The sequence below is a fragment of the Belliella marina genome (genome assembly GCF_042682445.1).
In the GTDB taxonomy this organism is placed as follows: Bacteria; Bacteroidota; Bacteroidia; order Cytophagales; family Cyclobacteriaceae; genus Belliella; species Belliella marina.
In genome coordinates this window covers 1-14,568 of record NZ_JBHUHR010000046.1, presented here as the reverse complement: position 1 = coordinate 14,568, position 14,568 = coordinate 1, and the positions used below count along the sequence as shown (strand labels likewise).

Genomic DNA, 14,568 nt, shown 5'->3' with positions numbered 1-14,568 from the left:
CTTACCAGCCTGGATTCTGCTGAAGGGATCCTCCCGTGGAATTGATTTCATTTTGGGGAATAGGGAACAAGTACATATTCGGTGTAAACACCCTGTTCTCTGCCGCTATCCGCTCATATTGAAAACCGCCGCCGTTTTGGGTAATCCGTAAACCTGTAATGGGACTGTTGAATACATCTGTGGCAATATTCCATCTCCGCACATCGAAGAATCTCTGCCCTTCAAAAGCAAATTCTACCCTTCTTTCATTCCTGATCTTCATCCTCATTTCAGCCTGGCTCAATCCTGGTTCCAGAGCTGGCATACCTGCTCTGCTTCTGATCCGGTTCACAGCTTCATATACAGAAGCATCTGGTCCTTCATACTCATTTTGTGCCTCTGCATATCCCAACAATACTTCTGCATACCTCAATAGAAGATGGTTTTTTGTACTGGTTTGGTTTCTCAGCAGATCCACATCTGGATCCAAAAATTTCCTGAAATAATATCCGGTAAGGGTCGCGTTATTGACACCTTGACCATCTCTGCCTCCTACATAAGACTCTACAGGTCTTTCCCTCCATGTCGCACCATTGTACAATATTGAAAGGTAAAATCTTGGATCCCTATCCCTAAATGGATTGGAAGCATGGTCAGGGTTGGACCAATCAAACTTGGAACCATCGGCCATTTCATAGGCATCAACCAACTCTTGGGTTGGATTGATGCCCCCACTACCTCCTTCATACCCCACAGGTGTATGATTTCTCTCTATATCATTTCTATTGCTATTGATAATTTCATGGATACTCTCCACGCTATTTAGGTTTCGGACAAACACCCGGTCATAGGAAGGGTTGAGTTGATAGGCATTCACATCAATCACTGCTTTGTAAGCTTCTGCCGCCTTTCTCCATTTTTCGGAATCATTGCTTGGATTGAAATATGGACTGGCAGCCAACAGCAGCGCCTGGGCCTTGTAAGCCATGGCCATCGGACGTGTAGCCCTGCCTCTATTGGAAGCATAGTGGTTGTAGTTATTCGGCAAAAGCGTCATAGCCTGCTCCAAGTCATTGAGGATAAAAGCCAAATGGGCATCAAATGAAGGACGGTCAGATGGCACTTCCTCATCCAATTCATAAGTCCTGTCTATCAATGGAGTCGGGCCATACCTTCTGAGCAATTCGTAGTAGAAATATGCCCTCAAAAACAATACTTCCCCCGTCATCCTATTTTTCAACTCTTCGGCAGTGATCAAGTTGCCACTTTCATTGAGTTCATTGCCATCCCTGATGGAAAGCTCATACCTGGAAGTCACCATCCTGTGTGACTCTTCCAAAAACAGGTTTGTAGCCCTAATCGCAGCATATGAGTCCTTCCATATATTCGCAGGATTATACACTGCACTCCAATTTCCATTGGCCAAGAAGTTAATAGGTGATGAAAGATCCGAATATTTCGCGTCATCAGAAGCTGATGCCAGCATTCCCGGTCCAAATAAGCTTCGATTTAAACTTGCGACACTTTCAAGCTTCATCCTCCCTGAATAGCCATCAATCCTATATCCATAAATCTGGTTTACAAATCTATATGTCTGCTGATAATCGGAGAATACCCTCTCCCTATTTACATCTGAGACAATCTCCCTATCTAAGTAGCTATCACAAGACAGCATCAATACTGCGGCTGCCACTGCAAATAAATATTTATATATAGAATTCATATGTTCTTATTTTAAAGTGAAACCCTAATTCCCGCACTGAACACTCTGTTCACCGGAAATCTTTCAATGCCCGCATTTGGTTGCTCAGGATCCATAAAACCCATATCACTGATGGTAATCAGATTGAAACCACTGAGGTATATTCTAGCATTGTCCAGACCTACTTTGTTCGATAGTTTTGCTGGGAAAGTATACCCCAACTCCACATTTCTCAACCTCAGGTAGCGGGCATCCCGCTGCCAAAAAGAAGATGGCTGGTAATTGTTCAAGTTATTGCCTGAAGTCAAGCGCGGATAGTCTGCTGTTTCGGCTGTTTCTGGTGTCCAACGGTTGAGTACAAAATCTGTCGGCATCCCACCTCCATCAAACCCTTTGGTAGCTCGGTTGAGAATAAAGACACTTCTTTCCCCAACCCCTTGCCATAGCATGCTGAAGTCAAAACCTTTGAAATCAAAGCCAAACTGCGCACCATAATAGAATGTAGGAAGGGAAGGCTTCCCAATAGGACTTTGATCCCTAAAATCAATGATCCCATCCCCATTTAGATCTGCAAATTTGAGATCCCCCGGTTTCACAATCCCATAGGTCTGGATAGGACTGTTGTCTATCTCTTCTTGGTTTTGGAAGAAACCAATAGCAGTCAGGGCAAATGGTTGTCCAATTGGATTTCCAGATCTATATTCCCAAGGATTTTCCCTCAATGGCTCATCCTGATATATCATGTGGTTTTTGATCCATGACCCCAAGCCCCTCACATAATAAGAAAACCCACCTACTTGGTTGGAATAAGTAATATCCCATTCCAAACCTTTATTTTCGGCGATCCCTACATTGCTGGGAGGCAAAAGTGCCCCTATCAGATCAGGGACTGAATTGAGCGGTGAGAGTATATTGGTTCGCTTTTCATAGAATGCATCCAAAGAGACATCCAGCTTATTGTTGAAAAAAGCCATGTCAATACCAAAATTGCTTTGTTGACCCCGTTCCCAAGTCGCGGCCAGATTGGCCATATTTCCTTCTCTTAGTGTTTCTACTTGTTGCTGGTTTCCAAACATAAGCCCACTTCCTCCACCTGAAAATCTATTAAGGTATGGAAACCTTCCAAAGCCTGTATTGTCATTGCCTAGGATGCCAAAAGAGGCCCTTACTTTCAGAAAATCAATAGTCTCATTTGACTTCAAAAATTCTTCTTCCGAAACAATCCAAGCAGCTGATACGGTCGGAAACAATCCAAACCTACTGCCCGGTGCAAAATTTTCCGATCCACCATAAGACAAGCCTAGAGAACCAACATACTTACCGCTATTGATATAGGTTGTGTTGAGCGAAAGTAATTGGGTTGCAAAAGGATCGGCCTGACCATTAATTGTCAATTTGGATTGATAATAGACCAAGTCAGCCAATACCTGGTGCTTTTCCTGGAAAGTTCTATTATAGTTCAACCCTCCCCTGAGCGCTACACGGTTATTCTGAAATCGGTCTTGGGCTCTTCCGCTAAGAGGTTGATCGGCTCCAAATGAATCATATGTACCGTCAGGTTGCAAATTCCTCACCTGGAAGTTTGAACTTTGACGTACATTCTGATCAAAGAAATTATCAAAGGAGAAACCTACCTTTGCTGTAAGCCCTTCTGTAATGGAAGATAGATTTCTATTGGCCTCCACCGTTCCCAAAAAGAAATTTGTCCTCCTATCGTTGTACCCAGTTGAAGTGATCAAGCCATATGGATTCCTGGTATACTGTGCATTGCCACCGATAGATCCGTCCTCATTGAGCATTGGAAACAAGCCTCTTGGATAACCCGAAATATTCTCAAATATATCATTGGGACTAACTCCTGGAGTAGATCTGTTTTCCAACCTTCCTGCCAAATCCAAGCGGATGGAGGTTTTGTCGTCTAGATCCACATCGATATTACTTCGGAAATTGTACCTGCTATAGTCTGAATTCGTATTATAACCTTCGTTGTGATCCCCAAACTTGAAGAGTCCTTGTTGGTTCACAGCACCGATAGACACAAAATACCTGGAGTTTTTCCCTCCACCACTGATATTGAAATTATGTCTTCTTTGCGCAGTCCTGTCCCTCAGCAATTCATCGTGCCAGTCTGTATCAGGGTAGAGCCAGGGATCAGATCCTGTTCTGTATGCTTCCAGATCGTTGTCATTGAACCTCTGTGGCAATCCATCATTGGCCAATGCTTCATTGAAGAGTCTGGCATAATCATACGATCCCAAAAAGTTGGGATATTCATAAGGCACCTGTGCTCCCCATTCTGAACTCACATTGATACGGGTTTTATCCGCAGAACCCCTCTTGGTTGTAACCCAAATCACCCTGTTTGCCCCAAAAATCCCAAAGCGTGCATTGGCGGCAGCATCCTTGAGGATTGTGACAGATTCTATCTCATTGGGATCAAAATCTGCAAAGTCCCTTTCATACCCATCAACAAACACCCTGCTACCGGTAACCCCAAAGGTAGAGATCCCCCTCAAATAAAGGGAACTTTGATCTCTCCCAGGCAGAAAGTCACCTTGATTGGTCACCAATCCGGCTGCCCTGCCAGCCAAGGCATTCGTCAGGTTGGTCACCGGGCTCTGTGCCAGTTCCTCTCCCGATATGACTGCTGCTGATCCCGTGAAATATCGCTTTTCAACCTGTGTCCAAGATGCATGGATCAACTCTCCCTCTTCCAGCACCAACCTTATCTCATCCTCGTCTGATTCCTGGACCTCAAAGTGTTGATCAGCTCTCCCCACCTCCAATACAGCATGCTGGCTGACATAGATGGAAAACTCTCCTTTATGGTCTGTTACAGTATAATTTTCCGCTCCTTTTTCCCTTATCAATACCCCGGACAATTTTTCACCCTTGGTATTCACAAGTCTCCCCTTGAGTAACTTATCAGGATCTGTAGGGGATTCATATCCAGTCAAATTACCGGCAGCAAGAACCCCTGCCGATATACCGACACTGAGTCCCAAGCCAATAACCAAGCTTAAACATTTTATATATCTTAATTTCATTTTGTTCACGTTTAGAATTTGCGACTAAAGCCAGCTTACCAGCCTGGATTTTGCTCCAGGTTTTTGTTGATATTGATTTCCGACTGTGGTATAGGATATAGATCAAAAGTCGGTGTAACATACCTTCTCTGCTGGAATACGAACTTCTCATAAGCCAAGTCTCCTGCCCCATTTCTGGTAATCCTATAACCATACGCAGGCCCGTCCAGTACCTGCTCCCCTATCTGCCATCTCTTGACATCAAACCATCTGTGCTCTTCAAAAGCAAGCTCTACCTGCCTTTCTTTTCTGATTCTCTCTCGCATCTGTTCTTTGGAGAGTGTCCTTGCCAATGGTGGCAACCCAACTGTAGGACGACTTCTCAACATGTCCAGTGCATCATAAACAGCAGGCACTGGCCCTTGTGCCTCATTGAGGGCCTCTGCATGGTTTAGGTACATTTCCCCAAGCCTGAAAATGATCCAGGTACGTGTATTGTTCTGAAAATTCTCTTGGAGGAACTTCTTCAGGTTCATTCCTGTCCATGTTCCATCACCGGCATTTCCTACACCTGCCGGAGGATTCCTGCCATCTTTACCCCCTATCCAGGGCTCATAACTATCACCAAACCAAGTTGATCCTGGAGTCACGACAGTTTGATACAACCTCGGGTCTCTGTTATCAAAAGGCTTTCCCTCATCATACCCTGATGCAGGGTCATCGATGGCAAGACCATTTTCCATGTCATAGGATTCGACGAAGTTCACTGTAGGATTTGTACCTCCCCATCCCCCTCTGATATTTCCACTGGGTCTGTTCCAATTGTCAAAAAATGTATTCCCGTAGTTTTCTCTTGCAAAAATAACCTCTTTGTTAAAGGGTGTGTAAAACAATTTTTGATAATCAGGATATAATTCATAGACGCCCATATCAATCACAGCCTTAGCAGCATTTGCCGCAGCCTGCCACCTCCCCTGTTCGTTGCTTGGGTTGTGCAATGGGCTGGCATAAAGCAACAAAACGCGTGATTTCAATGCCATTGCTGTACCTTTTGTAACCCTTCCCAAATCCCCCGAACCATAGGCAATTGGCAATACATCCGCTGCAGCATCACATTCGCTGACTATGAAATTGATGCACTCCTCCATAGTGTTTCTTGGCAACAGAAGGTCTCCATCCAATGACAAAAGCTCCGTAACCAAAGGCACCCCACCGTAACGCTGTACCAATTCAAAATAATAGAATGCCCGAAGATACCTAGCTTCTGCTTTCATACGGGTCTTCAGCGGCTCATTCCCAGGGGTAACATCTATGTTTTCCAAAAACAAATTTGCCCTTCTGATCGCTTGGTACCTGGAATTCCACCTATTGTCAAATTGGTTGACCGGTGTCCATGCTCCATTGGTCACTGACCAGCTACCTGCCCAATTGAATGAATTTACAGACTCATCTGTCACACTGCTCAACATTGCGTAGTAATATGCTCCTTCACTCAGTCCACTGGTCATAAAAGAATAGACATTGTTCAGTACTTTCTCCGCCTGTAGTATGTCCCCAAATACGATATCCTTGGTCAGCTCTTCCGTCTGTGGCTCAGGGTCTAGGAATCCATCACACCCAAACCCCACACTGATGGCTAGCCCCAATGCCAGATTTGATTTTATTAATATATTTTTGATTAATCTCTTCATCTTAGTTTTCATAAAGCTTAGAATCTCATGTTTACTCCGACATTGTACATCTTCATGATGGGATACTGCTGTCCTCTGAAGAACCTGCTACCGTCGCCATTACGCATCTCAGGATCTTGCCACCCCACCTTATCCCAGGTCAACAAATTGGTTCCACTGGCAAATACCCTTGCAGACTGGATCTTGAATTTCCCTGTAAATGATTTGGGAAGATTGTAGCCCACCTCCAGGTTCTTCAACCTTATATATGAGGCATCTTTCAACCAAAAATCCGAAGTTTGGAAATTGTTGTTGGCACCATCTGAGAAACTGCTGATCCTAGGATAGGTAGCAGATTCCGCTGTCTCCGGTGTCCACCTTCCAAGGTGGTGTTCCATGGCTTTGGCATTGTTGAAAAATTCCCAACCTGCTTCCTGCATAAAATAACTGCTGCCATTCGCAGCTCCCTGAAGCAAGGCACTGAAATCGAAATTCTTATAATTGAATCCAAAGGATGCCCCATATATCACTTCCGGAAACAATGGGAAACCAATCGGTGCCATGTCAAGCGCATTGATAACTCCATCTCCGTTGACATCTTGGTACTTGATGTCTCCCGGTCTTATAGTCCCGAAGCTTGATTGATCAGCCCAGTTGTCTATTTCTTCCTGGGAATTGAAAAATCCCATAGATTGATATCCAAAAGTCTGTCCGAAAGGTGTCCCTTCCTGTGCCATCCATGGATACTGGGGAGTAGGTTCCGTAAGGTTGGTTCTACTGTTTCTGGCAAAGGAATAGTTCGCACTTACAAAGAAACTAAGGTCAGGGGTGATATTGTCTCTATATGCCACCAATAATTCGAACCCTTTATTGGTCATTTCCCCCACATTCACAGGTGGCAAAGCTGACTGGCCGAGGATGGCAGATACATCTAGCCTGGTTCTCAGGATATCATTTCTTCTTTCATCAAAAAAGTCCACTTCTGCACTCAATTTATCATCCAAAAATGATATCTCGACCCCTAGATTGGCCTTCTTTGCTTTCTCCCAAGTCACAAATGGATTTCCAAGCTCTATTTCTCCCAATCCTCCTGTATTATTCGGGCTTTCACCAAATGGATAACCGTTCACACTACCATACTTATCGGGAAAATACAGCCATCTCCGACTACCAATCCCCGAGTTCCCAACCAGACCATATGAGCCCCTGATCTTCAAAAAGCTGATGGCTGAGACATTATTTTTCAAAAAACTCTCTTGACTGACAACCCATCCTGCGGATACAGAAGGAAAAAAACCAAAACGAAGCCCTGGAGCAAAGTTATCAGTCCCATTGTATCCCATGTTGAACTCAGTCAGGTATTTTTCATTGTAGGCATAGGTCACCCTGCCAACCAGGCCAAGCCTAGAAGCAGGCCAATTTGCATTGCCCCAAGTCCTATCCGTCAACATTAGCAACAAACCTGTTACATTATGTTTGTCATTGAAATCCCTTGCATAATCGAAGGCGAATTCGGAATACAACCTTCTACTATTGTTTGTGGCAACAGCATCGTTCCCAAAATCTGAACTGAAGCTCAATGGGGTTTCATTTCCGGGGGCTGGCTCGTACTTTGGGTTTCCTTCTGAATCCACTGTATAGAACACAGGGACAAAGGACTTGCTCCAATTCTGATTGTATCTATATAGGTTGTCATAGGCACCTCTGGCCCGTACCGAAAGTCCCTTGGTAATAAAATCCAAATCATGGCTTAGATTTACCGTCAACTCAAAGGTATTCAGGTCTTGTCGGTTTACTCCTGTTTCCCTGATCTGCCCCACGGGATTGGCGCTGGTATTACTAGCCCCCAAAGAACCATCTGGGTTATATACAGGCATTTCCCATGGCAGCAATCTGTTCATATGTGAAAAAACAGTCCCCAAAGGTATTCCTGGGCGGTTTCTAATCTCTTTCCTACCTGCCAGATTCACAGATGCCTTAAATCTCTTGGTTACATCAAAATCTAAATTTGATCGGAAATTGAACCTCTGAAATCTATCTGTAGCATCATAATCCGCCGTTTTTGCATCTTTATATAGACCTTTTTGGGAAAGATATGATCCCGAGATAAAATACCTTGTATTTTCTGTCCCACCACTGATATTGACATTGGCTTGGCTCTGTGGGGAATAATCATTGAGTACTGCATCATACCAATCTACATCAGGAAACAAAAACGGATCTGAGCCTGTTCTAAACTTTTCAAGCTGTTCTGAGTTCCACATGGGTGCAAGCCCTTCATTGGCCAGGCCTTCGTTTTTCAGGATTGCAGTATTGTAGGAATTCAGATACCTAGGAGTCTGGGTCGGTGTCTGGAGTGCTGTATTGATTGTGGCAGAGACTGTTGCCTTGCCTTGCTTACCCCTGACAGTAGTTACCAAAATAACCCCATTGGCACCTCTCACCCCAAACACAGCTGTCGCAGAAGCATCCTTCAGAATAGATATAGACTCCACTTCGTTGGGGTCGATCTGATCAAAGGGACGCTCTACTCCATCTACCAAGACAAGTGGACTTGCATTATTGGTCGTACCAATACCCCTGATCTGAATCGCAGGCGCATCCCCTCCGGGAGCCCCTCCTCTTTGCTGTACTATAAGCCCTGGAAGCCTTCCCGCCAAGGCATTTCCTAGATTTGCGGCAGGAGACTGCAATAGCTCCTTTGTGCCAATGCTATTGACAGCACCTACAAGTGTAGACTTCTTTTGCTCCCCAAAACCAACCACTACCACCTCATCTAGGTTTCTTGAGTCTGGACTAAGCAAAATTTCAATAAAGGACATATTTCCAACCGGAACTTCCTTCGTCTGAAACCCGATATAAGAAACCACAAGTACAGGATTTGCCGAGCGGAGCACCAATCTAAATTTTCCGTTTATATCAGTAGCAACACCATTGCCTGTACCTTTTTCAAGGATATTTGCACCTGGAACCGTTTCTCCTGCGTCATCTGTGACCACACCTGTCACCACCCTCTCCTGCAACCATTCACTGGCTTGGAGTTCTCCAACAGCCATCAAACTGGACAAACACAGGATGCATCCAAAGAGCCAGTTCAATTTAGATTTTTGTAAATTTTTAATCATTCTTAAAGGTTTAGAGATAATTACTAGCTTTTTCATTCTTTTTACCCAAGCCTTCAGCTTTGGTACCAATACAAGCCAAAACAAAATACTTTCATATTATTATATTATATACTAATACCTTTCAAAACATCCTTTTTCAAATACAACTTTGAAAGTATGAATAACTTCAAAACTTAGAATATAAAATAAATTAACAAAGTATAAGTTTTACTATGATTTTGAAATTTAGTAATTTTTCGAAATATAAAAAACTTTCATAATCAAATTTTCGAAATATTATTTAATAATAAAACAAGTAATTGAAATTCAAAATCAAAACAAATATAGTTGACCACAAAAAATATCTGATAAAATATATAATGTCATCAGGCCGTATTGACCCCTTATCGGAACAATTAATAAATTCATGAGCAAAAGCGCATAAATACAATATGAGTATCCACAATGTTGCACGTTGTGATAGAAAAGAATTTATCCGATGCGGATATTCGTCAACAACTTATTCCGCGGCGTAGACAACAGAAAATCAAACCGTGCACCCAACAATATATTGTTTGGCTACGTGCAAGAAAGCGGACAGTCATAAAATACAATTCGGAAAAACGGAATATATAGACCTGAGTTCGATTGTTATCACAAAGTCAAAATCAATAAGATTCAAATTGGGGGATTGGAGATAAAGCTTTTGCTCCCTGGGAACGGGAAGGACAGAGTATTGCTAACACTCCCGGAGATATCCATCATCATAATCAGAAATACCAAAGACTACAAAAAATGCATCATGGCCATCTTGTCATCAAAAGAGTTATTAACCTAGTTGAAGTAATCACAAAACTTTTTCAACTCTAAAAATAAAGAAACGGACTTTACCGCAAAACCCTTCAAGGGTTCGCCAATGACATATCCTAACTCAACAAAATAGAAGTGTAATTTCAAAACAACCACCCCTTGATGGGTTTGATGCTTAAGCTTTTTTTGTCAACAGTTTCCTAAATCTACTTTATCCCTGCCAACAGATATAAAACCGCCATCCTAGTGGCTACCCCGTTTTCAACTTGGTTGAGGATGATGGAATGTTCGCTATCTGCTACATCTGAATTCAGTTCTACACCCCTATTGATCGGTCCAGGGTGCATGATGACGATTTCTTTATCCAATCTGTCCAGCATCTTTTTGTTGATCCCGTAATACAATGAGTATTCTCTCAAGGAAGGGAAATACTTGATCTGCTGTCTTTCCAATTGTATCCTAAGCACATTCGCAACATCACACCATGCCAAGGCTTTTTGCACATCATATTCAACTTTCACACCCAAACTGGCAATGTATTTTGGAATCAAGGTAATCGGTCCACATACCATCACTTCGGCTCCAAGTTTTTGGAGGCAAAAGATGTTTGACAATGCTACCCTAGAGTGTAGAATATCCCCGATGATCGCAACTTTCTTCCCGGCAACATCCCCCAATTTTTCCCTAATAGAAAAAGAATCCAAAAGTGCCTGGGTTGGGTGTTCATGCGTCCCATCACCGGCATTGACAATATTAGCTTTGATGTTTTTTGAAAGAAAATGGGGTGCTCCGGGACTGCTATGTCTCATGACCACCATATCAACTTTCATGGATAATATGTTATTGACAGTATCGATCAAGGTTTCACCTTTCTTCACTGAACTGTTGCTTGATGAAAAATTCACCACATCGGCAGAGAGTCTTTTTTCTGCAAGTTCAAAGGAGAGTTTGGTTCTCGTTGAATTTTCAAAAAATATATTGGCAATCGTAATATCTCTAAGGGAAGGTACTTTTTTGATGGGACGATTGAGTACATCTTTAAAATTATCGGCGGTCTCAAAGATCAATTGAATATCCTCTGTGCTGATGTCTTTGATTCCCAAAAGATGTTTCGTACTGAGTTGTGACATATCTTCTCTTAAGCTTTTTCAGTTATCCAAATTGCGTCCTTTTCATATCCATTATCCGCCCACTCCACCATTACATATTGGCTTTCAAGGGTATTGACTTTCAGCCCACAGTAATCCGGCATAATTGGATAATCTCTTGTAAATTTTCTATCGACCAACACCATCAATTCCACTTTTGCAGGTCTTCCAAAGGCAATCATTGCATCCATGGCAGCACGAACTGACCTGCCTTTGTACAGCACATCATCCACCAAGATGACTTTCTTTCCTTCGATCAAAAAATTGATTTTGGTTTCATTTGCCTTCAACGGAAAGTCTCTCCGTCTAAAATCATCTCTGTGGAATGTTGCATCCAAGTAGCCTGAAGGAACTTTGATCCCTGAAATCTCTTCCAAAAGCTTTACCAGCTTATCCAATACTATCGGCCCTCTTGGCTGCAACCCCAGAAGGACTGTATTCTCAAAAGTATCATGGTTTTCGATCAATTGGTGACAAAATCGCTTCAAAATAATATCGATTTGCTGCTGATCTAGGACAAGTCTTTTTTGCATAGCTTTCGTTTGGATGCAAATATAAAAAGAATTGAATTGGAATAAAGGAAAAGATTTTAAAGTTAAACGGTAAGACTTGCACTATTGCATTCAAGACAAATAAATTAATATGATTATCCGCAATGGCACCAGTAGTTAAATTATGAATATGTAATCATGCAGATAATTGTCGACTGTTGACAGTCAACAGAGCCACAAATCGTTCATCCAACAATCTATTGTTTGGCTACCTGCAAGAAAGCGGATAGTCATATAAATTAAAGAGGGTTTTGGATTTTCCGTTGTTCAATAGATTTCACAAAAATTGTGAACGGAATTTATTGCAACTATGTTGCATATAAAACTTGGCTTCTATGGGAAATTTAAGGCAAACAAGGCGTAGCTTTCTGATCCAAAGTGGCATTATCTTTTCTACTTTGGCAAGCCCATTCCCATTTTCTACAATAGCAAAACCTAATTATATGAAAGACGAAAAGTATTTTGATGTAATCATCATCGGTGGTAGTTATGCAGGCTTATCTGCAGCGATGGCTCTAGGGCGTGCGATGAGGGATGTACTGGTCATCGACAGTGGACTTCCCTGTAACAGACAGACTCCACATTCCCACAATTTCATCACCCAAGACGGAGAGAAACCACATGAAATTGCACAAAAAGCAAAATCCCAGGTCTTGAAGTACGACACTGTGGAGTTCCATAATGGCCTTGCCATCAGTAGCACCAAAACCGATTCTGGCTTTATAATCACAACAGAAACCGGGGAAAGTTTCAAGGCAAAGAAGTTGCTTTTTGCAACAGGTGTCAAAGATATCATGCCTTCCATAGATGGATTCTCAGAATGCTGGGGGATATCAGTTATCCATTGTCCATACTGTCATGGTTATGAAGTTAGAAATGAAAAGACAGGCATATTGGCCAATGGTGATTTCGCATTTCACTATGCCCAGCTTATCAATAATTGGACAAAAGACCTGACTATTTTCACGAATGGGGAAGCTAAGTTTAGCCCAGAACAACTTGATAAAATCACGAAGAACAATATTGCTATTATTGAAAAGGAAATTGACCATCTGAACCATAAAGATGGAAAAGTCAGACAAATCGTATTCAAAGACAAATCAGCCTTTGACTTGACAGCTATCTACTCAAGACCTAAATTCGAACAGCATTGCAAAATCCCTGAAGCATTGGGCTGTGAAATGACAGAACAAGGCCACATCAAGGTGGACATGTTGCAGAAAACAAACATTGACAATGTATTTGCTTGTGGAGATAGTACGAGTTTGATGCGATCCGTTTCCAATGCAGTATCCACAGGGAATCTTGCTGGTGCTATGATCAACAATGTCATGACGGGAGAAGAGTTTTAAAACCCAGATGAATTATTGTATTAGCTAAGATTATCCAACTTTCTCAAAATAGGTTGGCAGATTGAAACTTGGGCGGTTTTTCCCAATTGTAGAAAACCAAAGCTACTATTCAATTACGAGCCAGCCAAGTTTACACCTATTTCTTCTAGCATGATAAATCCGAAATAGCCAAAATCCACTTTAAAAGTAGGGAGACCTCTATGTCAAAGGCCTCCCAAGTCTATCAAAAAATCAAACATTCAATACTTTAAAGACCGCTAGCTTTGCCTTTTCCAGATCCCTATTTCGAAGATCAATAATTAGTGCCTGGTATCCGGATCGGAATTACCATTACAAATAAACCCAATTGACAAAAGTACTCAATCCGGATCCAGGACTTGATATTTTCCAATTTGAATAATTGAGTATCACAACTTGAACAGGTTGCACTTTCACTTTCTGCTCCAACTGTCATGCGTTCCTCTATTCATCAATACCCCATTTCTTTATTTAAGAGTTAGTGTTTACGTTACAAATAAAAGAAAGAAAGCATTACAAATCAACTTATTTAGAATAATTCTAAATTGATTATTTCTATGGGTTTGAATTATTGATGAAAAACCACAAAAACAGGCTATCTTAAAGCATGAGGTACATTTAACTACAATTTAGGAGACTTAGAAAAGACAAAAAGTTTAAGAAAAGGGTTTTGAAACATGGTGATCTACCCATTACCACTCCTTCCATTTTTTACTGGGGAAGTATTGGGTTAGAAAGTTGGAAAGTTACAAAGTTTGAAGGTTGTAAGGTTGGTGATTTTGTGGAGATTGGAAAATTACAAGATTGGAAGATTGGAATATTGTAGAGAACCCATCCATTCCATCTGCATCCCTCCCCCACTTCCTTTGCGTTTCCCTGCCCCCCTGCGGTCTTTGCGTGGGGTTGCAATGGGACAGACGCAAAAAAGCCAGTCGCGAATGCTATCGGGACTGGCTTTGGTATAATGTGGCGGCGACCTACTCTCCCGGGTGTAACCCCAGTACCATCGGCGCGGCAGGGCTTATCCGCCACGGCGGATCGGGATGGGAAGAGGTGGATGGCGGGGGACAATGCCCCAAACGCAAAAAAGCCAGTCCCGAATGCTATCGGGACTGGCTTTGGAATAATGTGGCGGCGACCTACTCTCCCGGGTGTAACCCCAGTACCATCGGCGCGGCAGGGCTTAACTTCTCTGTTCGGGATGGGAA

Annotated in this window: 7 protein-coding genes and 1 rRNA gene; 1 reads left to right on the top strand and 7 read right to left on the bottom strand. The window is 42.4% G+C overall.

Going from position 1 to position 14,568, the window contains the following annotated elements:
* Nucleotide 1: 1 nt before the first annotated feature.
* From ACFSKL_RS19230 to pyrR, 6 genes are all read right to left on the bottom strand, one after another.
* On the bottom strand, nt 2–1,702 hold the full coding sequence (locus tag ACFSKL_RS19230) for a RagB/SusD family nutrient uptake outer membrane protein (RefSeq protein WP_376888456.1): 1,701 nt from the start codon (nt 1,700–1,702) through the stop codon (nt 2–4).
* A gap of 11 nt (nt 1,703–1,713) precedes the next feature.
* Nucleotides 1,714–4,728, bottom strand: coding sequence for a SusC/RagA family TonB-linked outer membrane protein (locus ACFSKL_RS19225; protein WP_376888454.1), 3,015 nt, complete (start codon nt 4,726–4,728; stop codon nt 1,714–1,716).
* Nucleotides 4,729–4,763: 35 nt separating this feature from the next.
* Nucleotides 4,764–6,398, bottom strand: coding sequence for a RagB/SusD family nutrient uptake outer membrane protein (locus ACFSKL_RS19220; protein WP_376888452.1), 1,635 nt, complete (start codon nt 6,396–6,398; stop codon nt 4,764–4,766).
* Between the two features lie 17 nt (nt 6,399–6,415).
* Entirely contained in the window at nt 6,416–9,502 is a 3,087-nt protein-coding gene (locus ACFSKL_RS19215; RefSeq protein WP_376888450.1) for a SusC/RagA family TonB-linked outer membrane protein, read from the bottom strand.
* Between the two features lie 995 nt (nt 9,503–10,497).
* Nucleotides 10,498–11,421 (bottom strand): aspartate carbamoyltransferase catalytic subunit, encoded by a 924-nt coding sequence (locus ACFSKL_RS19210; protein ID WP_376888448.1) that lies wholly within the window; start codon nt 11,419–11,421, stop codon nt 10,498–10,500.
* A gap of 8 nt (nt 11,422–11,429) precedes the next feature.
* Nucleotides 11,430–11,972: a bifunctional pyr operon transcriptional regulator/uracil phosphoribosyltransferase PyrR gene (gene pyrR / locus ACFSKL_RS19205; protein ID WP_376888446.1), complete on the bottom strand. Its 543-nt coding sequence runs from the start codon at nt 11,970–11,972 to the stop codon at nt 11,430–11,432.
* A gap of 353 nt (nt 11,973–12,325) precedes the next feature.
* Here pyrR and ACFSKL_RS19200 point away from each other — a divergent pair, with 353 nt between their 5' ends.
* Complete coding sequence (locus ACFSKL_RS19200; RefSeq protein ID WP_376888444.1) at nt 12,326–13,342, top strand: NAD(P)/FAD-dependent oxidoreductase; 1,017 nt, start codon at nt 12,326–12,328, stop codon at nt 13,340–13,342.
* A 1,144-nt stretch (nt 13,343–14,486) separates the two neighbouring features.
* On the opposite strand, the gene rrf is transcribed toward ACFSKL_RS19200, so the two are convergent.
* A 5S ribosomal RNA gene (gene rrf / locus ACFSKL_RS19195) occupies nt 14,487–14,568 on the bottom strand; the annotation flags it as partial.